Below are 23,376 nucleotides of genomic sequence, written 5' to 3' on the forward strand. Positions count from 1 at the left end.
TGTCAGGGCTCGTCACGCGCGCTCATCGTGCCCGGAGTTCTCCGGGTGCCGCAGCGGTCAGACGGGTGCCGCACACATCCATCCATACCTGCTGTCCACAATCGGAGTCCCTACTACATGACTGCCACCACGGCCGAGAAGGCCACCTCCCAGATCGCCGTCAACGACATCGGCTCTGAGGAGGAACTGCTCGCGGCCATCGACGCCACGATCAAGAACTTCAACGACGGCGACATCGTCGAGGGAGTGATCGTCAAGGTCGACCGCGACGAGGTCCTGCTCGACATCGGCTACAAGACCGAGGGTGTCATCCCCTCCCGTGAGCTCGCCATCAAGCACGACGTCGACCCCTCCGAGGTCGTCACCGTCGGTGACGAGGTCGAGGCCCTGGTCCTCCAGAAGGAGGACAAGGAGGGTCGCCTGATCCTGTCCAAGAAGCGCGCCCAGTACGAGCGTGCCTGGGGCTCGATCGAGCGGATCAAGGAGGAGGACGGCGTCGTCACCGGCACCGTCATCGAGGTCGTCAAGGGCGGCCTCATCCTCGACATCGGTCTGCGCGGCTTCCTGCCGGCCTCGCTGGTCGAGATGCGCCGGGTGCGCGACCTGCAGCCCTACGTCGGCAAGCAGATCGAGGCCAAGATCATCGAGCTGGACAAGAACCGCAACAACGTGGTCCTGTCCCGCCGCGCCTGGCTGGAGCAGACCCAGTCCGAGGTGCGGACCACCTTCCTCAAGGAGCTGGCCAAGGGCCAGGTCCGCTCCGGGGTCGTCAGCAGCATCGTCAACTTCGGGGCGTTCGTCGACCTCGGCGGTGGCGTGGACGGCCTGGTGCACGTCTCCGAGCTGTCGTGGAAGCACATCGACCACCCGGGCGAGGTCGTCGAGGTCGGTGACGAGGTCACCGTCGAGGTGCTGGACGTCGACATGGACCGCGAGCGGGTCTCCCTGTCGCTGAAGGCGACGCTCGAGGACCCGTGGCAGACCTTCGCCCGGACGCACGCCATCGGTCAGGTCGTGCCCGGCAAGGTCACCAAGCTGGTCCCCTTCGGCGCCTTCGTGCGGGTCGAGGACGGCATCGAGGGCCTGGTCCACATCTCCGAGCTGGCCGAGCGCCACGTGGAGCTGCCCGAGCAGATCGTCACCGTCGGCGCCGAGGTCTTCGTCAAGGTCATCGACATCGACCTGGAGCGTCGCCGCATCTCGCTGTCGCTCAAGCAGGCCAACGACGCGGTCGCCAACGAGTTCGACCCGACGCTGTACGGCATGGCCGCCGAGTACGACGACCAGGGCAACTACAAGTACCCCGAGGGCTTCGACCCGGAGACCAACGAGTGGCTCGAGGGCCACGAGGAGCAGCGGGAGAAGTGGGAGAAGGAGTACGCCGACGCCCACGCCCGCTGGGAGGCGCACAAGGCGCAGGTCGAGGCCGCCTCGGAGGCCGACTCCACGGCCGGTGTCGAGGTCGCCCCGGCGTCCACGTCCTACTCCTCGGACAACACCACCGGCTCCGACGGCGGCGCCGGCACCGGCACGCTGGCGTCCGACGAGGCGCTCGCCGCCCTGCGGGAGAAGCTCACCGGCAACTGACCCGTCACCCCGGGTCCCCTGACGACGGTCCGTCCTGCCATCCCGGCAGGGCGGACCGTTCGTCGTCCGCCTGCCGCCCGGAAGGCGGATGATACGGTGCCTGGGCCGAGAGCGCGCACTGACACGACACGAGTCCGACGTCAACGAACGAAACCGGAGATCATGGACGACACCGCCGCACGCACCGACCAGGCCTCACCGCCCGGTCCCGCATCCTCGTCCGTGGAGCAGCAGCTGCTGCACCACGGTGTGAAGCTCGGCCCCGGGGGGATCGCCCCGCGGGTCTTCTGGCCGGCGCTCGTGATCGTCGCCGTCGTGGCGGTGTTCTCGGCCGTCTTCACCGACACCGCCGGCACGCTCTGGAACGCCCTCCAGAGCGGGATCGTCACCAACTTCGGCTGGTTCTACACCCTGGCGATCGCCGGCTTCGTGGTGTTCGCCCTGTTCCTCGCCTTCAGCCGGTTCGGCGACATCACGCTGGGGAAGGACGGTGAAGAGGCCGAGTTCGGGCTCATGTCGTGGTTCGCCATGCTCTTCGCCGCCGGCATGGGCATCGGCCTGGTCTTCTACGGGGTGGCCGAGCCCCTGACGTTCTTCACCTCCCCGCCGCCCGGGGTACCGGCCGACGCCTCGAACGCGCAGCTGGCCGAGCGCGCCATGGCCCAGACCTTCATGCACTGGGGCTTCCACCCCTGGTCGGTCTACGCCATCATCGGCCTGGCCCTGGCCTACGCGATCCACCGCAAGGGGCGCCCGGTCTCGATCCGGTGGGCGCTCGAGCCCCTGTTCGGTGACCGCGTCAAGGGCACGGTGGGGGACGTCGTGGACATCCTGGCGATCGTCGGGACGGTCTTCGGGGTCGCCACCTCGTTGGGGCTCGGTGTCACCCAGGTCGCCACGGGTCTGAGCGAGCTGGGCATCGTGGAGGAGAGCTCTGACCGTCTGCTCGTCATCCTCATCGTCGGGATCACCGCTATCGCCGTGGTCTCCGTCGTGAGTGGGGTCGGCAAGGGCATCCGCTACCTGTCCAACGCCAACCTCGTGCTGGCCGGGGTGTTCCTGCTGGCCGTCCTGCTGCTCGGACCCACCCTGTTCCTGGCCCGTGACTTCGTGCAGTCCCTGGGTGCCTACGCCTCCAGCATCATCCCCATCACCTTCGAGGGTTTCGCCTTCAGCGGTGAGGAGGGCATCAGCTGGGCCAGCGGCTGGACCATCTTCTACTGGGGCTGGTGGATCTCCTGGGCACCCTTCGTCGGGGTCTTCATCGCCCGCATCTCGCGCGGCCGGACGGTCCGCGAGTTCGTCACCGGCGCGCTGCTGGTCCCGACGCTGGCCAGCTTCGTGTGGTTCACCGTCATGGGGGGCACCGCCATCATGCGGCAGATCGAGGTCGGCGACCTCGTGGGGGAGGACGGCGTCACGGCCGAGGTGGCGCTCTTCGACACCCTCAACACCCTCCCGCTCGGGACCGTCCTGTCGGGGATCGCGATCATCCTGGTCGTCATCTTCTTCGTCACCTCCTCCGACTCCGGGTCGCTCGTCGTGGACATGCTCGCCTCCGGCGGCCATCCGGACCCGCCCACGTGGAGCCGCGTCCTGTGGGCCTGCCTGGAGGGGCTGGTGGCCATCGGGCTGCTGCTCGCCGGCGGATCGGCCGGGCTGAGCGCGCTGCAGGCGGGTGCGGTGGCGACCGGCTTCCCGTTCGCCGTGGTCATGGTGCTCATCTCCATCTCCCTCTACAAGGCGCTGGCGACCGAGCACCACAAGATCGTCCGGGCGGAGCTGCGGCTGCGGACCCGGGAGCTGGCCGGGGAGCTGCACGAGAACTTCGACGACGTCTTCGGTCCCAAGGTCGACGACCGCATCGACTACGCCCTGTCCCAGACACACGGCGTCAGGTGGCGTCCCGGGCGCCGACGGGGGACCCCGGCACCGGACGGCAACGGTGGGCAGAGCAGGGTGCCGGAGCAGGAGCACCCACGAGCCTGACCGTCGTCCGACGACGGTGGCCCGGCCGACCGGCCGGGCCACCGTTGTCAGACCCGGGGGATACCGTGGGGGTATGCGTCCGACCACCGACCTGCAACGCACGGTCAACCCGTTCCGCGTCGTCTCCGACTTCCGCCCCAGCGGTGACCAGCCGCGGGCCATCGACCAGCTGGCGCAGCGGGTCCAGTCCGGGGAGGAGGACATCGTGCTGCTCGGTGCCACCGGCACCGGCAAGTCGGCGACGACCGCGTGGATGATCGAGCAGGTCCAGCGCCCGACGCTGGTCATGGCGCCCAACAAGACGCTGGCCGCTCAGCTGGCCAACGAGTTCAAGGAGCTGCTCCCGCACAATGCGGTGGAGTACTTCGTCAGCTACTACGACTACTACCAGCCCGAGGCCTACGTCCCTCAGACCGACACCTACATCGAGAAGGACTCCTCGATCAACGACGAGGTGGAGCGGCTGCGCCACTCCGCCACCAACTCCCTGCTGACCCGCCGGGACGTCGTCGTGGTCGCCTCGGTGTCGTGCATCTACGGCCTCGGCACGCCGCAGGAGTACGTCGACCGGATGGCGCGGCTGCGGGTGGGGGACACCGTCGAGCGGGACGAGCTCCTCCGCCGGTTCGTCACGATGCAGTACACCCGTAACGACATGGCCTTCTCCCGCGGCACGTTCCGCGTGCGCGGCGACACGGTGGAGATCATCCCGCAGTACGAGGAGCTGGCGGTGCGGATCGAGTTCTTCGGGGACGAGATCGACCGCCTCTACACCCTGAACCCGCTCACCGGGGAGGTGGTGCGCGAGGAAAAGGAGATGTACGTCTTCCCTGCATCCCACTACGTCGCCGGCCCGGAGCGGATGGAGCGGGCCATCGGCAGCATCGAGGCCGAGCTCGCCGGCCAGCTCGAGACCTTCGAGAAGCAGGGCAAGCTGCTCGAGGCGCAACGGCTGCGGATGCGGACCACCTACGACATCGAGATGATGCGACAGGTCGGCTCCTGCTCCGGGATCGAGAACTACTCCCGCCACATCGACGGGCGCTCTGCCGGCTCCGCCCCCAACTGCCTCCTCGACTACTTCCCGGAGGACTTCCTGCTCGTCCTGGACGAGTCCCACGTCACCGTCCCGCAGATCGGGGCGATGTACGAGGGTGACATGTCCCGCAAGCGCACCCTGGTGGATCACGGCTTCCGGCTCCCCAGCGCGATGGACAACCGACCGCTGAAGTGGGAGGAGTTCCTCGAGCGGATCGGTCAGACCGTCTACCTGTCCGCGACGCCGGGTGACTACGAGATGGCCAAGAGCGACGGCTACGTCGAGCAGATCATCCGGCCCACCGGGCTCGTCGACCCCGAGGTGGTCCTCAAGCCGACGAAGGGGCAGATCGACGACCTGCTGCACGAGATCGGCGAGCGCACCGCGCGCGACGAGCGGGTGCTGGTGACGACGCTCACCAAGAAGATGGCCGAGGACCTCACCGACTACCTCCTCGACAAGGGGGTGCGGGTGCGCTACCTGCACTCGGAGGTCGACACCCTGCGCCGCGTCGAGCTGCTGCGGGAGCTGCGACTGGGGGAGTACGACGTGCTGGTCGGCATCAACCTGCTGCGCGAGGGGCTCGACCTGCCCGAGGTCTCGCTGGTCAGCATCCTGGACGCGGACAAGGAGGGGTTCCTGCGGTCCGCCCGCTCGCTCATCCAGACCATCGGCCGCGCCGCCCGCAACGTCTCGGGGCAGGTCCACATGTACGCCGACACCATCACCCCGTCCATGGAGCAGGCGATCGAGGAGACCAACCGGCGCCGCGACAAGCAGCTGGCCTACAACGCCGCCCAGGGCATCGACCCGACGCCGCTGCGCAAGCGGATCGCCGACATCACCGACATGCTGGAGCGCGAGGACGCCGACACCGAGACGCTCATGGGCAGCGGTCGCAGCCAGTCCCGGGGCAAGGGCGGTGGACGCGGCAAGGGGGCGGCGGTCGCCGTCGGCACGGGCGCTGTCGAGCGGCGGTCGGGTGAGCAGCTCCCGGCGACCGAGCTGGCCGACCTCATCCACGAGCTGACCGAGCAGATGCACCAGGCCGCCACCGACCTGCACTTCGAGCTCGCCGCCCGCCTGAGGGACGAGATCGGGGATCTCAAGAAGGAGCTGCGTCAGATGCGGGAGGCCACCGGGTGACGTGACATCATGAAGGCGTTCGCCGCAGGGGCACGACACCGCCTCGCGGCCTCACCGGCCCCGTCCCGATCACGGCGCCGCTGCGCTCGGCAGGGCACGACCAGTTTTGGTCTCCCTCCCGCGGGACGGTCCGAGCCGTCCCGCCCCCTCGACCGGAAGGTAGTACCTGTCCATGGACGTGCCCGGCTGGGTGTGGATCGTCACCCTGCTCCTCATCACCGTCGTCTTCGCCTTCGACCTGCTGGTCCTCGGGCGCCGACCGCACGAGCCGTCCCGCCGCGAGGTCGGCATCGCGTTGTCCATCTACGTCGGTCTGGCCGTCCTGTTCGGCCTCGGGGTGCTGGTGGTGTCCGGAGGGCAGCTGGCGGCGGAGTTCTACGCCGGCTGGTTGATGGAGTACTCCCTGTCCGTCGACAACCTGTTTATCTTCCTCATCATCATGGCGAAGTTCGGGGTGCCCCGGAAGTACCAGCAGTTCGCCCTCATGGTCGGGATCGTCATGGCGCTGGCCATGCGGGCGGTCTTCATCCTCGTCGGGGCCGCCGCCATCGAGCGCTGGTCCTGGGTGTTCTACGTCTTCGGCGCCTTCCTTATCTACACCGCGTTCCGCCTGGCGCTGGAGAACCTCGGCCACGACGAGCAGGAGGACGACTTCCAGGAGAACGCCCTGCTGCGCTGGGTCGAGAAGCGCTTCCCCGTGACGCAGTCGTGGGACGGCGGGACCAAGCTGCGTGTGGTCGAGAGCGGCAAGCGGGTCCTCACCCCCATGGCGGTCGTGGTGCTCGCGCTCGGGACCACCGACCTCCTCTTCGCCCTGGACTCCATCCCGGCGATCTTCGGGCTCACCCAGGAGCCCTACCTCGTGCTCATGGCCAACGTGTTCGCCCTCATGGGGCTGCGCCAGCTCTACTTCCTCCTGGGTGACCTGCTGAAACGGCTGGTCTACCTCGGGCTGGGGCTCTCGGTGCTGCTGGCCTTCATCGGGGTGAAGCTCGTCCTGCACGCGATGCACGAGAACGAGCTGCCGTTCATCAACGGGGGGGAACACCTCGGGGTGCCCGAGGTGCCGATCTGGCTCTCGTTGACCGCGATCGTCGTCATCCTGGGCGTCACCGCCGTCACCAGCCTGGCGAAGTCGCGGCGTGACGCCGCCCAGGGCCTCGACGTCGAGAGCGAGGACACGCGCCCGCACCCCGACGAGGTGAACGTCCTGGGGAGCTCGCAGCGGGGCTCGTCGTCCTCGGACGAGGCTGCTCCGCGCCCCGGCCGCCCGGAGAACGGACCGGGCGACCCCGGCGGCCGGTCGTCCTGACCCTCCTGACCGGCCGTCGCGACGCGGAGGCCGGCCGTGCCCGCCCCGGCGAACGCGCCGGGTCGGGCCGGGCCGTCAGCTGACCTCCCCCGCGACCTGTGGGGAGCGGCGGCGTCGCACGGGGCGTCCCAGGACGACGATGCTGGCCGTCACCACGAGCACCATCCCCGCCAGCTGCGGCACGGACAGCACCTGACCGAGCACCAGGAGACCCGCCAGCGCGGCCGCGGCGGGCTCCAGGCTGAGCAGGACGCCGAAGGTGCCGGAGCGCAGCCGGCGCAGCGCGAGCAGCTCCAGGCTGTAGGGGATGGCCGAGGAGAGCAGCGCGATGCCCAGCCCGCGCAGCAGGACGTCGGTGGACCACAGGTCCGCCCCTGCCGTCAGCAGCCCCGCCGGCAGCATGACCACGGCGCCGAGGGCCATGCAGATCGCGATCCCGTCGAGCCCGGCGAACCTCTCACCGGTGCGGCGGCTCAGCACGATGTAGGCCGCCCAGCAGGCCCCGGCGGTGGCGGCCAGCAGGATACCCAGGTGGTCCAGCTCGCCCCACGGCGTCGTGAGGGCCTCCGAGATGAGCACCACCCCCACGAGGGCGGCCACCACCGCCACGCCGTCGCGCCACCGCCGGGAGAGCGCTGCCGCGAGGGCCAGCGGCCCGAGGAACTCGATGGTGACCGCCACGCCGATGGGGAGGCGGGCGAGCGAGCCGTAGAACGCGAGGTTCATCGCGGTGAGCGCCACGGCGAACGAGCCGACGACGGCCCAGTCCATGGTCGTCCGTCCCCGCAGGCGCGGGCGGACGACGACGCCGAGGATGAGCGCGGCCAGCACGAGCCGCAGCCCCACCGACCCGACGACGCCGACCACGGGCAGAAGGGTCGCCGCGAGCGCCCCGCCGAACTGGACGGAGACGACGGCCAGGAGGACGAGCAGGACCGGGTGACCGGCTCCGGGTGGGCGGGGGAGGGTCACCACCCGCGTTCGCGCCACTCCGGCAGCGAGCCCCGCTCCGCACCCAGGGTGGTGTTGTCCCCGTGGCCGGGCAGCACGAGGGCGTCGTCGTCGAAGACCGCGAAGACGCGGGTCTCGAGATCATCCATGAGCAGGGCGAAGTCGGCGGGCGAGGTGGTCTTCCCCGGTCCGCCCGGGAAGAGGCTGTCGCCGGTGAAGAGCAGGGTGGTGGTGGAGTCGGCAGCCGTGCTGAGCGCCAGCGCGACCGAGCCGGGGGTGTGCCCGCGCAGCTGGACGACGTCGAGGACCAGGTGCCCCACCCGCAGCGTGTCGCCGTCCCGCAGGCGGTGGTCGACCGGCACGGGGAGGCCGTCGGCGTCCGCCGACCCCGCCAGGGTGACGGCGCCGGTGCGCCCGACCACCTCCGGCAGGGCCCGGTGGTGGTCCCAGTGCCGGTGGGTGGTGAGGACCTGACCGAGCTCGCCCCCACGCGCGCGCCCGTCCTCCTCGAGGAGCCGCAGGATCCGGTCGGCGTCGTCCGCCGCGTCGACGAGGAGCCGGTCGCCGGTCGCCGTGCACGTGATGAGGTAGACGTTGTTGTCCATCTCGCTCACGCTGCACTTGCGCACCACGACCGACCCGAGGTCGTAGGTCCAGCTGTCGCCTCCGGGGGTGACGTGTCCGTGCAGGTCTGTAGGTCTCACCCGCCGAGTCTAGGTGGGCCTCCTCACACCACCAGCGGCCGGTCGGTCGCCTTGATGGGGGCCGGGAGCGTCGTGCTGCCGGAGAGGTAGCGGTCGACCGTGGCCGCGCAGGCCCGACCCTCCGCGATCGCCCACACGATGAGCGACTGGCCGCGCCCGCAGTCGCCCGCCGCGAAGACCCCGGGCAGCGGCGTGGCGAAGCTGTCGTCGCGCTCGTAGGTGTTGCGTGCCGACCGGGGCAGGACGTGCTCGGGGGCGGCCTGGTCGTCCGGGCCGACGAAGCCCATGGCGAGCAGCACCAGCTCGGCCGGGATCTCGCGCTCGCTGCCCTCCGTGGGGACGAAGCGGCCCTCGGTGAACGTCCCGTCCACCATGACCAGGCCGCGCACCCGGCCGTCCTCGTCACCGAGCACCTCGACCGTGGAGACGCCGTAGCTGCGGTCCCCGCCCTCCTCGTGGGCCTCGCTGACCTTGTAGAGCATCGGGTAGGTGGGCCACGGCTGGTTCTCCGGCCGCTCCTGCGGGGGCGTGGGCATGATCTCCAGCTGGAGCACCGACGCGGCGCCGTGCCGGTGGGCCGTCCCGAGGCAGTCGGCGCCGGTGTCGCCGCCACCGATGATGACCACGTGCTTGCCGGCGGCGTCGATGCCGCGCTCGCCACCCAGCGCCTCCTTGTTGGCGGGCACGAGGAAGTCCATGGCGGGATGCACGCCCTCCAGGTCGGCGCCCGGCACCTGCAGCATGCGGGGCACGGTCGACCCGGTCGCCAGGACCACCGCGTCGAACCGCTCGCGCAGCTGGTCCAGCGACAGGTCGTCCGGGCCGGCGCCGCCGACGGTGACGCCGGTGACGAACCGGATGCCCTCACCGCGCAGCTGCACCAGCCGGCGGTCCAGGACCGACTTCTCCATCTTGAACTCGGGTATGCCGTAGCGCAGCAGACCCCCGACGGCGTCGGACCGCTCGTACACGACCACCGTGTGCCCGGCTCGTCCCAGCTGCTGGGCGGCGGCCAGCCCGGCCGGGCCGGACCCGACGACGGCGACCGTCCTGCCGCTGAGCCACTCCGGCTCCTGCGGGGTCACCCGGCCGTTGGAGAAGGCCCGGTCGATGATCGAGACCTCGATCTGCTTGATGGTGACCGGCGGCTGGTTGATGCCGAGCACGCAGGCGGTCTCGCACGGGGCCGGGCACAGACGCCCGGTGAACTCCGGGAAGTTGTTGGTGGCGTGCAGCCGCTCGATGGCCTCGGCGAAGTTGGCGCGCCGCGTCTGGTCGTTCCACTCCGGGATGAGGTTGCCGAGCGGGCACCCGGTGTGGCAGAAGGGGATGCCGCAGTCCATGCAGCGGCTGGCCTGCCGCTGCAGGACGGACGTCTCCTGCTCGCCGTGCACCTCCTGCCAGTCCATGATGCGGACGGGCACCGGCCGTGAGGGCCGGTTCTCCCGCTCGCGGTGGGTCAGGAAGCCTTTGGGGTCAGCCATGGGAGTCCTCCAGGATGAGCTGCCAAGCGTGGGGTCCGTTGGGGTCGTCCCCGCGTTCCTCCGCCTCGCGGCGGATGCGCAGCACGCTGGCGTACTGACGGGGGGTGATGACGGTGAGCCGCAGCGCCCAGTCGGGGTCGGCGAGCAGCGCCTGGGCCACCGTGCTGCCGGTGAGCTCGGCGTGCTCCTCGACGAGGTGTCGCACGGTCTCGACGTGCTCGGTCTCGGCCAGCGGGCTGAGCAGCAGGTCGCCGTTCGCGACGGCGAGCGGGTTGAGGGTGCCGCGGTCCAGGTCCAGCACGACGGCGGTGCCGCCCGACATACCCGCGCCCAGGTTGCGCCCGGTCCGCCCCAGGACGAGCGCCAGCCCGCCGGTCATGTACTCCAGCGCGTGGTCGCCCACCCCCTCCACGACGGCGGTGGCTCCCGAGTTGCGGACGCAGAAGCGCTCACCGACCAGGCCGCGCAGGTTGACCTGCCCGGACGTCGCGCCGTAGCAGATGACGTTGCCGGCGATGACCTGGTCGGTGGCCACGAACGGGGAGTCCTCCTCCGGCCGGACCACGATGCGGCCGCCGGACAACCCCTTGCCGACGAAGTCGTTGGCGTCCCCGACCAGCCGCAGGGTGACGCCCCGGGGCAGGAAGGCGCCGAGGGACTGCCCGGCCGACCCGGTGAGGGTGAGGTCGATGGTGCCGTCGGGCAGCCCGTCCGGCCCCGCCGCGAGCGTGACGTGATGGCCCAGCAGGGTGCCGACGGTGCGGTTGACATTCGTCACCGGGAAGGAGCCGGTGATCGCGGTCCCGTCCTCGAGGGCCGGGGCCGCCAGCTCCACGAGCTGGTTGTCCAGGGCGGCCGCCAGCCCGTGCTCCTGCGTCGTGGTGCACCGGCGGGAGGCGCCCTCGGGGACCTCGGTGAGGTGCAGCACGGGGGAGAGGTCCAGCCCGTCGGCCTTCCAGTGCTCGACCGCCCGGGAGGTGTCGAGCAGGTCGGCCCGGCCGATGACCTCGTCGAGCGACCGGTACCCCAGGCTCGCGAGCAGCTCGCGGACCTGCTGGGCGATGAACTCGAAGAAGGTCACGACGAACTCGGCCTTGCCGGTGTAGCGCTCGCGCAGCTCGGGGTTCTGCGTGGCGATCCCGACGGGGCAGGTGTCGAGGTGGCAGACCCGCATCATGATGCAGCCCGAGACGACGAGGGGGGCCGTCGCGAAGCCGTACTCCTCCGCGCCCAGGAGAGCGGCCACGAGGACGTCCCGTCCGGTCTTCAGCTGCCCGTCGCACTGCACGACGATGCGGTCGCGCAGCCCGTTGAGCAGCAGCGTCTGCTGGGTCTCGGCCAGCCCCAGCTCCCACGGCGTGCCCGCGTGCTTGAGCGAGGTGAGCGGGCTGGCGCCGGTGCCGCCGTCGTGGCCCGAGATGAGCACGACGTCGGACTTGGCCTTGGAGACGCCGGCGGCCACCGTCCCGACGCCGATCTGGCTGACCAGCTTGACGTGGATGCGGGCCCGCGGGTTGGCGTTCTTGAGGTCGTGGATGAGCTGCTTGATGTCCTCGATGGAGTAGATGTCGTGGTGCGGGGGCGGCGAGATGAGGCCGACCCCGGGGGTGGAGTGCCGGGTGCTGGCCACCCAGGGGTAGACCTTGCCCGGTGGCAGCTGGCCGCCCTCGCCCGGCTTGGCGCCCTGCGCCATCTTGATCTGGATGTCGTCGGCGTGCACGAGGTAGGGCGAGGTCACCCCGAAGCGCCCCGAGGCCACCTGCTTGATGGCCGAGCGGCGCTCGGGGTCGAGCAGCCGCTCGACGTCCTCCCCGCCCTCACCGGTGTTGGACTTCCCGCCCAGCCGGTTCATCGCGACGGCCAGCGTCTCGTGCGCCTCCTGCGAGATCGAGCCGTAGCTCATCGCGCCGGTGGCGAAGCGGCGGACGATGGCGCTGACCGGCTCGACCTCGTCGATGTCGACAGGCTCACGGTCCGGCCGCAGCCGGAAGAGGCCGCGCAGCGTCATGAGGCTCGCCGACTGCCCGTCCACGAGGTCGGTGTACTCGGTGAAGACGTCGTAGCGGCCCTGGCGGGTGGCGTGCTGGAGCCGGAACACCGCCTCGGGGCTGAAGAGGTGCGGAGGACCCTCGCGACGCCACTGGTACTCGCCGCCGATGTCCAGGGTGCGGTGGTAGGGCGGGATGCCGGACAGCGGGTAGGCGACCGCGTGACGACGGGCGACCTCCTCGGCGATGACGTCCAGGCCCACCCCGTCGATCTGGCTGGTGGTCCCGGTGAACCACCGGGTCACGACGTCCTGGGACAGGCCGACGGCCTCGAAGGTCTGCGCCCCGCGGTAGGACGCGATCGTCGAGATGCCCATCTTGGACATCACCTTGAGCACCCCCTTGCCGAGCGCCCTGATGAGGTTGCGGATGGCGGCGTCAGGGTCCAGACCGTCCAGCACCTTGCCCGCGGCGCAGAGGTTCTCCACCGTCTCCATCGCGAGGTAGGGGTTGACGGCGGCGGCGCCGTACGCGACGAGCAGGGCGACGTGGTGCGTCTCGCGGACGTCCCCGGCCTCGACGAGCAGGCCGACGCGGGTCCGGGTGTTGTTGCGGACGAGGTGGTGGTGCACGGCGCTGGTGAGCAGCAGCGAGGGGATGGGCGCCCGCTCCCGGTCGGCGTGCCGGTCGGAGAGCACCACGAAGAAGGCGCCCTCGGCGATCGCCGCGTCGACCTCGGCGCAGATCTCCTCGAGCCGCTGCTCCAGGGCGACCGCGCCGCCGTCGACCCGGTAGAGCCCACGGACCACCACGGCGTCCAGCCCGGGGTGCTCCCCGTCGGCGTTGATCCGGCGCAGCTTGGCGAGCTGGTCGTTGTCGATGACGGGGAACGGCAGGACGACCTGCCGGGCGTGGGCGGCTGTCTCGTCGAGCAGGTTCGGCTCGGGGCCGCTCGAGGCCTCCAGCGAGGTGACGATCTCCTCGCGGATGGCGTCGAGCGGCGGGTTGGTCACCTGCGCGAACGCCTCGACGAAGTAGTCGAAGAGCAGCCGCGGCCGGTCGGAGAGGACCGCGATGGGGGTGTCGGTGCCCATCGCGCCCAGCGGCTCCGCACCGGCCTGCGCCATCGGCGCCAGGATGATCCGCAGCTCCTCCTCGGTGTAGCCGAAGATCTGCTGGCGGCGCGTCACCGAGGCGTGGGTGTGCCGCACGTGCACCTGCGTGGGCAGCGAGTCCATGTGCACGAGCTCCTCGTCGAGCCACTGCCGGTAGGGCTGGCGCGCGGCGAGCTCCCGCTTGACCTCGGTGTCGTCGAGGATCTCCCCGCGCGACAGGTCGACGAGGAACATCCGCCCGGGAGCCACCCGCCCCTTGCGCACCACCTTCTCGGGCGGCAGCGGCAGCAGGCCCGTCTCCGACCCGAGCACGACGAGGCCGTCATCGGTGACCCAGTAGCGCGAGGGCCGCAGCCCGTTGCGGTCGAGCACGGCGCCCACCTGGGTGCCGTCGGTGAAGACGAGGTTGGCCGGCCCGTCCCACGGCTCCATGAGCATCGAGTGGTACTCGTAGAAGGCGCGGACGTCGGGATCCATCGTCTCGTCGTTCTCCCACGACTCCGGGATCATCATGAGCACGGCGTGGGGGAGGGACCGGCCACCGAGGCTGAGCAGCTCCAGCACCTCGTCGAAGGTAGCGGAGTCGCTGGCGTCGGGGGTGCAGATGGGCAGGGCGTCGGCGAGGTCGCCCGGGAAGAGGTCGCTGCGCAGCTCGGACTGCCGGGCCCGCATCCAGTTGCGGTTGCCCTTGACGGTGTTGATCTCCCCGTTGTGGGCGATGACCCGGTAGGGGTGCGCCAGCGGCCACGAGGGGAAGGTGTTGGTGGAGAAGCGGGAGTGCACCACGGCCAGGGCGCTGGTGTAGCGCTCGTCGGTCAGGTCAGGGAAGTAGGCGGGCAGCTGGTCGGTCGTCAGCATGCCCTTGTAGGTGATGGTGCGCGTGGAGAGGGACACCGGGTATGCCGGCGTGCGCCGCTCGATGCGCTTGCGGGCGAGCCAGACCCGCCGTTCCAGCTCCAGCCCGGACTCCTGCGGCGCCGCGTCGCCCGCCGCGACGATGAGCTGACGCATGACCGGCATCACCGACAGCGCGGTGGGTCCGACCAGACCCGCGTCGACCGGCACCTCGCGCCACCCGAGCACGCGCAGACCAGAGCTCTCGACGATCTCCTCGACCTGGGCGGCCACCTCGTCGGTCTGCCCCTGGGCCGGGAGGAAGACGATGCCCACGGCGTAGGACCCGGGAGCGGGCAGCTCGAACGGCAGCACCTCCCGCAGGAAGGCGTCCGGCACCTGCGTGAGGATGCCCGCGCCGTCGCCGGTGTTCTCCTCGCTGCCGACCGCCCCCCGGTGGTCCAGGTTGTGCAGCGCCGTCAGGGCCTGCGCCACGATGTCGTGGCGGGGGACGCCGTCGAGGGTCGCGACGAAGGCGACGCCACAGCTGTCGTGCTCGTGGGCCCCGTCGTAGAGGCCCTGGGGTGCGGCACCCGCGACGGGACGCAGGGCAGAGGAGGTCGGGTCGATCGACTCTGTCATGGGATCACCGGGTTTCAGGACGGGGCGCGCGGCACGCGACGGGGTCGGGGAGGGCACGCTCGGGACGGCGACGGCCCGCAACGGTTTCATGCAGGGTTCAGCATACCTATGCAGTTGCCCCGGCGGAAAAGTCGCCGAGGGAGAGGAGTGTCGGTGGCGGGACCTACAGTGGTGGGGTGCCATCCTCCTCCCCCGCTCCTGCCGTGTCACGCGCCCGTCACGACCGACTCGTGGTCCAGGGCGCGCGTGAGCACAACCTGTGCGACATCTCGGTCGACATCCCGCGCGACGCGCTGGTGGTCTTCACCGGCCTGTCCGGCTCGGGCAAGTCCTCGCTGGCCTTCGACACCATCTTCGCGGAGGGGCAGCGGCGCTACGTGGAGTCCCTGTCGGCCTACGCCCGGATGTTCCTGGGCCAGATGGACAAGCCCGACGTCGACTTCATCGAGGGACTCTCCCCGGCGGTGTCCATCGACCAGAAGTCGACCAACCGCAACCCCCGGTCGACCGTCGGGACCATCACCGAGGTCTACGACTACCTGCGGCTCCTGTTCGCGAGGGTCGGGCGCCCGCACTGCCCCGTGTGCGGGGAGCCGGTCGAGCGGCAGACCCCCCAGCAGGTGGTCGACCGCCTCCTGCAGCTCCCCCCGGGGGTGCGGTACCAGCTGCTGGCCCCCGTCGTGCGGGGACGCAAGGGCGAGTTCGTCGACCTGTTCGCCGAGCTGCAGTCCAAGGGCTTCGCCCGGGCCCGGGTGGACGGCGAGCTGGTGACGCTGACCGACCCGCCGACCCTGGAGAAGCAGAAGAAGCACAGCATCGACGTGGTCGTCGACCGGCTGGTCAGCAAGACCGCCGACGGGGAGCCGGCCGGGACCCCCGACCGGGCCTACGCCCGGCGGCTGACCGACTCGGTCGAGACCGCCCTGTCGCTGGCCGGCGGCATCATGGTCGCCGAGTTCGTCGACGTCGCCGCGGCCGACGGGGAGGCCCGTGGCCGGCCGGCCCCGGTGGACGAGGACGGTCAGCCGCTGCCGCGGGAGCGTCGGTTCTCCGAGCGGATGGCCTGCCCCAACGACCACCCGTTGTCGATCGACGAGGTGGAGCCTCGCTCCTTCTCCTTCAACAGTCCTTTCGGCGCGTGCCCGGACTGCACCGGCATCGGGGTGGAGCTGGAGGTGGACCCCGAGCTCGTCGTCCGTGAGGACCTCAGCATCCTCGGTGGGGCGCTCGTGCCCTGGTCCACCGCGTCCGGCCTGAGCGACTACTTCCTCCGGGTCCTCGGCGGTCTGTCCGACGACCTGGGGTTCCGGATGGACGTCCCGTGGAAGGAGCTGCCGGGCCGGGCCCGGGACGCCATCCTCGAGGGTTATAAGCACAAGGTGCACGTCCGCTACCGCAACCGCTTCGGCCGTGAGCGCAGCTACTCCACCGGGTTCGAGGGCGTGCTGCCCTACGTCAAGCGCAAGCACGCCGAGACGGAGTCGGAGAGCAGCCGGGAGCGCTACGAGGGCTACATGCGGGAGGTGCCGTGCCCCACCTGCCGCGGGGCGCGGCTCAAGCCGGAGATCCTGGCCATCCTCGTCGGCGGCCGCAGCATCGCCGAGGTGTGCGCGATGCCCCTGGACCAGTGCGCGGAGTTCCTCTCCGGGGTGGACTACACCACCCGCGAGGCGGCCATCGCCGGCCAGGTGAGCCGGGAGATCGACGCCCGGCTCGGCTTCCTCCTGGACGTCGGTCTGGACTACCTGTCCCTGGACCGTCCGGCCGGGACCCTCTCGGGCGGCGAGGCGCAGCGCATCCGGCTGGCGACGCAGATCGGCTCGGGGCTGGTCGGTGTCCTCTACGTCCTCGACGAGCCCAGCATCGGGCTGCACCAGCGCGACAACCACCGGCTCATCGAGACGCTCACCCGGCTGCGCGACCTCGGCAACACCCTCATCGTCGTGGAGCACGACGAGGACACCATCGCCACCGCGGACTGGGTCGTGGACATCGGGCCCGGGGCGGGCGAGCACGGCGGTCACGTCGTGCACAGCGGCTCGGTCGACGACCTGCTCAGCCACCCCACGTCGCTGACCGGCCAGTACCTCTCCGGGCGCAAGGCGATCGACACGCCGGTCGACCGCCGTCCGCAGGACGGCCGCCGGGTCGTGGTGCGCGGAGCGCGCGAGCACAACCTCCAGCAGGTGGACGTCGGGTTCCCGCTCGGCAACCTGGTGGCGGTGACCGGGGTCAGCGGCTCGGGCAAGTCCACCCTGGTCAACGACATCCTCTACCGGGTCCTCGCCAACCAGCTCAACGGCGCGCGGCACGTGCCGGGGCGGCACCGCAAGGTGGAGGGTCTGGACCATCTCGACAAGGTCGTGCACGTCGACCAGAGCCCCATCGGACGCACCCCGCGGAGCAATCCGGCCACCTACACCGGGCTGTTCGACCACATCCGCAAGCTCTTCGCGACGACGACCGAGGCCAAGGTGCGCGGCTACCAGCCCGGACGGTTCTCGTTCAACGTCAAGGGAGGGCGCTGCGAGGCGTGCTCCGGCGACGGCACCCTGAAGATCGAGATGAACTTCCTGCCCGACGTCTACGTCCCCTGCGAGGTGTGCCAGGGCAAGCGCTACAACCGGGAGACGCTGGAGGTGCACTTCAAGGGGCGCACCATCTCCGACGTCCTCGAGATGCCCATCGAGGAGGCGGCGGACTTCTTCTCGGCGGTGCCGGTGCTCGCGCGCCACCTCACGACGCTGGTGAAGGTGGGCCTGGGTTACGTCCGGCTGGGGCAGCCCGCCACCACCCTCTCAGGCGGTGAGGCGCAGCGGGTCAAGCTCGCCGCCGAGCTGCAGAAGCGGTCGACGGGCCGCACCATCTACGTCCTCGACGAGCCGACCACCGGACTGCACTTCGAGGACATCCGTCGGCTGCTGGGCGTGCTCCAGGGCCTCGTCGACAAGGGCAACACGGTGCTCGTCATCGAGCACAACCTCGACGTGATCAAGTCGGCCGACTGGGTGGTCGACCTCGGCCCCGAGGGCGGCCGCGGCGGCGGCACGGTCGTGGCCGAGGGGACACCCGAGCAGGTCGCCCGGGTGGACGCCAGCCATACTGGTCGCTTCCTCGCCCCCGTCCTCGGTCTCGATCGGAGGTCCACGGCATGACCAGCACACCCGAGGTGGACACCGTGGTCGGCGCGTGCGTCGGCTGCGCGGCGCCCGGGGTGGCGCGGCGCCGCTTCCTGGCCGCCGGCGGGGGCGTCGCCGTGGCGGGGACGCTGGCCGGCTGCTCCTCCGGTGAGACCGGTGGCGGTGCCGCCACGACGGGCGCCGACGGCTCGACCCGGGTGCCGCTCGCCGACGTGCCGGTCGGCGGCAGTCTCTACCTCGACGAGGCCGAGGTCGTCGTGGCGCAGCCGGTCGAGGGGGAGGTGGTCGCCTACGACGCCACCTGCCCGCACCAGGGCTGCATGGTGTCCAGCACGGGCGCCGACGACACGCTGGTCTGCCCGTGCCACGGCAGCGCGTTCGCCGCGGCCGACGGCGCCGTCGTCCAGGGGCCCGCGACCACCGGGCTCACCGTCCTGTCGGCCCGGGTCGACGGCACGGAGATCGTCATCAGTGGCTGATCCGCGCAGCTACCGGCCACGGCCGGGCGAGATCCCCACCGACCCGGGGGTCTACCGGTTCCGGGACCAGCACGGCCGGGTCATCTACGTCGGCAAGGCCAGGTCGCTGCGACCGCGGCTGTCCTCCTACTTCCAGGATCTCGGCGCGCTGCACCCGCGGACGGCCCAGATGGTCACCACCGGGGCCAGCGTCGAGTGGACGGTCGTGCGCAACGAGGTCGAGGCGCTGCAGCTGGAGTACTCCTGGATCAAGGAGTTCGACCCCAGGTTCAACGTCAAGTACCGCGACGACAAGTCCTACCCCTATCTCGCGGTGACCATGGGGGAGGAGTTCCCCCGGGCCCAGGTCATGCGGGGCAAGAAGCGCCCCGGCACGCGCTACTTCGGCCCCTACACCCACGCCTGGGCCATCCGCGAGACGATGGACACCCTGCTGCGCGTCTTCCCGGTCCGCACCTGCTCGGCAGGCGTGTTCCGCCGGGCAGAGCAGGTCGGGCGCCCCTGCCTGCTGGGCTACATCGACAAGTGCTCCGCACCGTGCGTCGGGCGGGTCGACGCGGAGGAGCACCGGGCGATCGCCGACGACTTCTGCGCCTTCATGGCGGGGGACAGCGCCCGCTTCGTGCGGTCCCTCGAGGAACGGATGCGCCAGGCGTCGGCCGACCTCGACTTCGAGACCGCCGCGCGGCTGCGGGACGACGTCGGCGCCCTGCGCAAGGCGCTGGAGCGCTCGGCGGTCGTGCTGTCCGACGCGACCGACGCGGACGTCTACGCCCTCGCCGAGGACGAGCTCGAGGTCGCCGTGCAGGTCTTCCACGTGCGGGGCGGACGCATCCGGGGACAGCGGGGCTGGGTGAGCGAGAAGGGCGCCGAGTCCACTCCCGAGGTGGTCGAGCACCTGCTCCAGCAGGTCTACGGCGCCGAGCGGGGGGAGGACGTGCCGCGCGAGGTGCTCGTCCCGATGCTGCCCGCCGGCCACGAGGAGGTGCAGGAGTGGCTCAGCGGGCTGCGTGGCGCCCGGGTCGGCGTGCGCGTCCCGCAGCGCGGCGACAAGCGCACGCTGCTGCAGACCGTCGGGCGCAACGCCGAGCAGGCGCTGGCACGGCACAAGGTCGCCCGCTCGGGCGACCTCACCCTGCGGTCGCAGGCCCTCCAGGAGCTGCAGGAGGTCCTCGAGCTGGACGACGCGCCGCTGCGCATCGAGTCCTTCGACATCAGCCACGTCCAGGGCAGCGACGTCGTCGGCTCCATGGTGGTGTTCGAGGACGGGCTGGCACGCAAGGGGGAGTACCGCCGGTTCATCGTCCGCTCCGGGACCGGCGACGACACCGCCGCCATGCACGAGGTGCTCACCCGTCGCTTCCGCCACCTCGCCGACGCACCGACGCCGGGGGCGGACGAGGACGGCCGTCCGGCGAAGTTCGCCTACCCGCCGAACCTGGTCGTCGTGGACGGCGGGCGCCCTCAGGTGCGGGCCGCCCAGGCCGCCCTGGCCGAGGTCGGGGTGACCGACGTCGCCGTGATCGGGCTGGCGAAGCGGCTGGAGGAGGTGTGGAACGCCGACCAGGACTACCCGGTCGTCCTCCCGCGCACCAGCGAGGCGCTGTACCTCCTCCAGCGGGTGCGCGACGAGGCCCACCGTTTCGCCAACACCTTCCACCGGCAGCGCCGGTCGCGCAGCATGACGACCAGCGCCCTGGACGGCATCCCCGGCCTCGGCCCGTCCCGCCAGCAGGCGCTGCTGCGGCACCTGGGCTCGGTCAAGGCGGTCCGCTCCGCCACCGTCGAGCAGCTCCAGGAGGTGCCCGGCGTCGGCCCCGCCCTGGCCGCGGTCGTCCACGAGCGGCTCTCCGGCGACAGCACGGCGCCTGCGGTTAACCTGAGCACGGGAGAGGTCCTCGAGTGAGCCGGTGCCGGGCCGGCCGCCGCTCCCGGCACGACCGACGGGAGGAGCCATCATGACCTCACGCCGATCCGACCTGGGGGAGCAGCCGCCGACCCCCACCGACGCGACGGGACGCTCCGACGTGGTCATTCTCACCGGGATGTCGGGGGCCGGGAGGACCACCGCGGGCGACGTCCTCGAGGACCGCGGCTGGTACGTCGTGGACAACCTGCCACCGGCGATGATCGTCCACCTCATGGACACCACCGCCGACGACCCCCAGCGACAGCGGGTGGCCGTGGTCGTCGACGTCCGCAGCCGGGACTTCACCGCCGAGCTCGCCGTCGCCCTCGACACGCTGGCCGAGCGCGGGTGGCGTCCTCGGGTCGTCTTCGTCGACTCCTCCGACGAGACCCTGGTGCGCCGTTTCGAGGCGGTGCGCCGCCCCCACCCCCTGCAGGGGGAGGGCCTGCTGCTGGACGGCATCCGCCGGGAACGCCGCATGCTGGGCGACCTGCGCTCGGACTCCGACCTCGTGCTCGACACCTCCAGCTACAACGTCCACGAGCTGGCCGCCAAGATCGACGCGCTGCTCAACGTGGACGAGGACGTGCGGCTGCGCCTGGCGGTCATGGCCTTCGGCTTCAAGTACGGCATCCCGCTCGATGCCGATGTGGTGCTCGACCTGCGGTTCCTCCCCAACCCCTACTGGGTCCCGGAGCTGCGGCCGTTCACCGGCAAGGACGCGGCCGTCCGCGACTTCGTGCTGGGCCAGGACCTCGCGCAGAGCTTCGTCGAGCACGCGACGCAGATGCTGCGGACCGCCCTGCAGGGCTACCTGGCGGAGGGGCGACGCTACGTCACCGTGGCCGTGGGCTGCACCGGCGGGAAGCACCGGTCGGTCGCCACCGCCGAGGAGCTCACCCGCCGGTTGTCCGACCTCGAGGAGGTCGGCGTCCAGCTGTCGACCTTCCACCGGGACCTGGGGCGCGAGTGAGCGGCCCACGCGTCGTGGCCCTGGGGGGCGGCCACGGCCTGGCCGCGTCGCTGCGCGCGCTGCGCCACCTGACCGAGGCCATCACGGCCGTGGTGACGGTGGCCGACGACGGGGGGTCCAGCGGCCGGCTGCGGCAGGAGTACGACATCCTGCCCCCGGGCGACCTGCGGATGGCGCTGGCCGCGCTCTGCGAGGACACCACGTGGGGCCACCAGTGGACGGCGGTCCTGCAGCACCGGTTCGGCGGCTCGGGCGAGCTCTCCGGGCACGCGCTGGGCAACCTGCTCATCATGGCCCTGTGGGACCTGCGACCGCACGAGCAGGTGCGCGGTCTCGATCTGGTGGGCCGCCTGCTCAACACCCGCGGTCGGGTGCTCCCGATGGCGCTGGAGCCCCTGGAGATCGAGGCCGAGATCGAGGCGGAGACGGCGGTCGGCACCACCGCCACGAGCACGGTGCGGGGCCAGTCCACGGTCGCGCGTCAGCCCGGGATCGTGCGCTCGGTGCGGCTCATCCCGGAAGCACCCCGGGCCTGTCCGGAGGCCCTCGAGTCCATCAAGCTCGCCGACCTCGTCGTGCTCGGGCCCGGGTCCTGGTTCACCTCGGTGATGCCGCACCTGCTCGTGCCCGAGCTGCGCCGGGCCCTGTGCGAGACCCCGGCCCGCCGCATCCTCACCCTCAACGTCAGCCTCAGCGACGACGAGGCGAACGGCTACAGCCTGGCCGAGCACGTGGGGGCGATCGCCGCCCACGCCCCGGACCTCACCTTCGACCACGTCATCGCCGATCCGCAGGTGGTGCGCTCCCCCGAGGAGCGGGCGGCGCTGGACGCCGCGGTCGACCGCGTGGGGGCCAGCCTCGTGCTGACCGCCGTGGGCAGCCCCGGCCGCCCCGGGGTCCACGACACCCTGCGGCTGGCGGCCGCCTACCGTGACGTGATCCAGGAGCAGGGTCTGTGAGCGCGGCACCGGTCCCAGCAGATAACCTTCCCGGGTTGTCCGGGGAGACCGCCCCGGGCTCCGGGACCGGCCGACCGAGGAGGATGAGTGCGGTGGCGATGACCGCGAAGGTCAAGGACGAGCTCAGCCGGCTGCCCGTCACCAAGACCTGCTGCCGCAAGGCCGAGGTGTCCACCATGCTGCGCTTCGCCGGGGGCCTGCACATCGTCGGGGGACGCATCGTCATCGAGGCCGAGCTGGACACCGCCCAGAGCGCCCGGCGGCTGCGGACGTTCATGGCCGAGGTCTACGGCACCAGCAGCGAGCTGGTCGTCATGAGCCCCGGCGGGCTGCGCAAGCAGACGAGGTATGTCGTGCGCGCCACCTCCGACGGCGAGGCGCTGGCACGGCAGACCGGCCTCATCGACCACCGGGGGCGCCCGGTGCGCGGCCTGCCCCCCAGGGTGGTGGGCGCGGCGGCCTGCGACGCGGAGGCCGCCTGGCGGGGCGCCTTCATCGCCCACGGGTCCATCACCGAGCCGGGACGCTCCTCGGCGCTCGAGGTCACGTGCCCCGGGCCGGAGGCCGCCCTCGCCCTGGTCGGCGCGGCGCGCCGCCTCAGGGTGCAGGCCAAGGCGCGCGAGGTGCGCGGCGTGGACCGCGTCGTCATCCGCGACGGCGACGCGATCGGGGCCATGCTGACCCGGCTGGGGGCCCACGACGCCGTCCTGGCGTGGGAGGAGCGCCGGATGCGCCGGGAGGTCCGCGCGACCGCCAACCGGCTCGCCAACTTCGACGACGCCAACCTGCGCCGGTCCGCCCGGGCCGCGGTGGCGGCGGGCGCCCGGGTGGAGCGCGCCATGGAGATCCTCGGGGACGAGGTCCCGGACCACCTCCGGGTGGCGGGCGAGCTGCGCCTCGAGCACAAGCAGGCCAGCCTGGAGGAGCTGGGCCAGCTGGCCGACCCGCCGATGACCAAGGACGCGGTCGCCGGACGGATCCGGCGGCTGCTGGCCCTGGCCGACAAGCGGGCCGAGGAGCTGGGGGTGGACGGCACCGAGGCCAACATCACCCCCGACATGCTGGAGGACTGACGCCGGTCGGCCGGTGTGGTGCGGCGCTCGCCGGGCCGATAGGTTGGGGGCC

Annotated in this window: 14 protein-coding genes; 10 read left to right on the forward strand and 4 right to left on the reverse strand. The window is 71.4% G+C overall.

The genetic code is table 11. The features are described 5' to 3' along the window. Positions 1 to 117: 117 nt before the first annotated feature. The 4 genes from rpsA (at position 118) to EUS26_RS10870 (ending at position 7,073) form a co-directional block, all read left to right on the forward strand. A complete protein-coding gene (rpsA, locus tag EUS26_RS10855; RefSeq protein ID WP_130013857.1) occupies positions 118 to 1,587 on the forward strand; it encodes a 30S ribosomal protein S1 in 1,470 nt (489 codons plus the stop codon). Positions 1,588 to 1,749: 162 nt separating this feature from the next. Then, complete coding sequence (locus tag EUS26_RS10860; RefSeq protein WP_130013858.1) at positions 1,750 to 3,576, forward strand: BCCT family transporter; 1,827 nt, start codon at positions 1,750 to 1,752, stop codon at positions 3,574 to 3,576. Positions 3,577 to 3,649: 73 nt separating this feature from the next. Further along, positions 3,650 to 5,761 (forward strand): excinuclease ABC subunit UvrB, encoded by a 2,112-nt coding sequence (gene uvrB / locus EUS26_RS10865; protein WP_130013859.1) that lies wholly within the window; start codon positions 3,650 to 3,652, stop codon positions 5,759 to 5,761. Positions 5,762 to 5,933: 172 nt separating this feature from the next. Next, entirely contained in the window at positions 5,934 to 7,073 is a 1,140-nt protein-coding gene (locus tag EUS26_RS10870; protein WP_130013860.1) for a TerC family protein, read from the forward strand. Positions 7,074 to 7,148: 75 nt separating this feature from the next. On the opposite strand, the gene EUS26_RS10875 is transcribed toward EUS26_RS10870, so the two are convergent. Genes EUS26_RS10875 through gltB form a run of 4 tightly spaced genes read right to left on the reverse strand, consistent with a single transcriptional unit; the run spans position 7,149 to position 14,791 of the window. After that, positions 7,149 to 8,048, reverse strand: coding sequence for an EamA family transporter (locus tag EUS26_RS10875; protein ID WP_238148932.1), 900 nt, complete (start codon positions 8,046 to 8,048; stop codon positions 7,149 to 7,151). After that, a complete protein-coding gene (locus EUS26_RS10880) occupies positions 8,042 to 8,728 on the reverse strand; it encodes an MBL fold metallo-hydrolase (RefSeq protein ID WP_130013862.1) in 687 nt (228 codons plus the stop codon). The genes EUS26_RS10875 and EUS26_RS10880 overlap by 7 nt, the downstream gene beginning before the upstream one ends. A 23-nt stretch (positions 8,729 to 8,751) precedes the next feature. Next, positions 8,752 to 10,212: a glutamate synthase subunit beta gene (locus tag EUS26_RS10885; RefSeq protein WP_130013863.1), complete on the reverse strand. Its 1,461-nt coding sequence runs from the start codon at positions 10,210 to 10,212 to the stop codon at positions 8,752 to 8,754. After that, positions 10,205 to 14,791: a glutamate synthase large subunit gene (gene gltB, locus EUS26_RS10890; protein WP_130013864.1), complete on the reverse strand. Its 4,587-nt coding sequence runs from the start codon at positions 14,789 to 14,791 to the stop codon at positions 10,205 to 10,207. The genes EUS26_RS10885 and gltB overlap by 8 nt, the downstream gene beginning before the upstream one ends. A 203-nt stretch (positions 14,792 to 14,994) precedes the next feature. Here gltB and uvrA point away from each other — a divergent pair, with 203 nt between their 5' ends. The 6 genes from uvrA to whiA all read left to right on the forward strand — a co-directional run bounded on the left by uvrA (position 14,995) and on the right by whiA (position 23,324). Continuing rightward, complete coding sequence (gene uvrA / locus EUS26_RS10895; RefSeq protein WP_130013865.1) at positions 14,995 to 17,946, forward strand: excinuclease ABC subunit UvrA; 2,952 nt, start codon at positions 14,995 to 14,997, stop codon at positions 17,944 to 17,946. Then, on the forward strand, positions 17,943 to 18,410 hold the full coding sequence (locus EUS26_RS10900; protein WP_130013866.1) for a Rieske (2Fe-2S) protein: 468 nt from the start codon (positions 17,943 to 17,945) through the stop codon (positions 18,408 to 18,410). The genes uvrA and EUS26_RS10900 overlap by 4 nt, the downstream gene beginning before the upstream one ends. Continuing rightward, positions 18,403 to 20,316 carry an excinuclease ABC subunit UvrC gene (uvrC, locus tag EUS26_RS10905; protein WP_130013867.1) on the forward strand — a complete coding sequence of 638 codons (1,914 nt, stop codon included), beginning with the start codon at positions 18,403 to 18,405 and terminating at the stop codon, positions 20,314 to 20,316. Before EUS26_RS10900 ends, uvrC begins: the two co-directional genes overlap by 8 nt. Before the next feature lie 52 nt (positions 20,317 to 20,368). Continuing rightward, positions 20,369 to 21,292, forward strand: a complete 924-nt coding sequence (gene rapZ, locus EUS26_RS10910; protein WP_130013868.1) for an RNase adapter RapZ — start codon at positions 20,369 to 20,371, stop codon at positions 21,290 to 21,292. Further along, complete coding sequence (locus EUS26_RS10915) at positions 21,289 to 22,251, forward strand: gluconeogenesis factor YvcK family protein (protein WP_130013869.1); 963 nt, start codon at positions 21,289 to 21,291, stop codon at positions 22,249 to 22,251. The genes rapZ and EUS26_RS10915 overlap by 4 nt, the downstream gene beginning before the upstream one ends. 92 nt (positions 22,252 to 22,343) lie before the next feature. Then, positions 22,344 to 23,324 carry a DNA-binding protein WhiA gene (whiA, locus tag EUS26_RS10920; RefSeq protein WP_130013870.1) on the forward strand — a complete coding sequence of 327 codons (981 nt, stop codon included), beginning with the start codon at positions 22,344 to 22,346 and terminating at the stop codon, positions 23,322 to 23,324. Positions 23,325 to 23,376 lie beyond the last annotated feature (52 nt).

Source organism: Serinicoccus sediminis (assembly GCF_004153545.1).
In the GTDB taxonomy this organism is placed as follows: Bacteria; Actinomycetota; Actinomycetes; order Actinomycetales; family Dermatophilaceae; genus Ornithinicoccus; species Ornithinicoccus sediminis_A.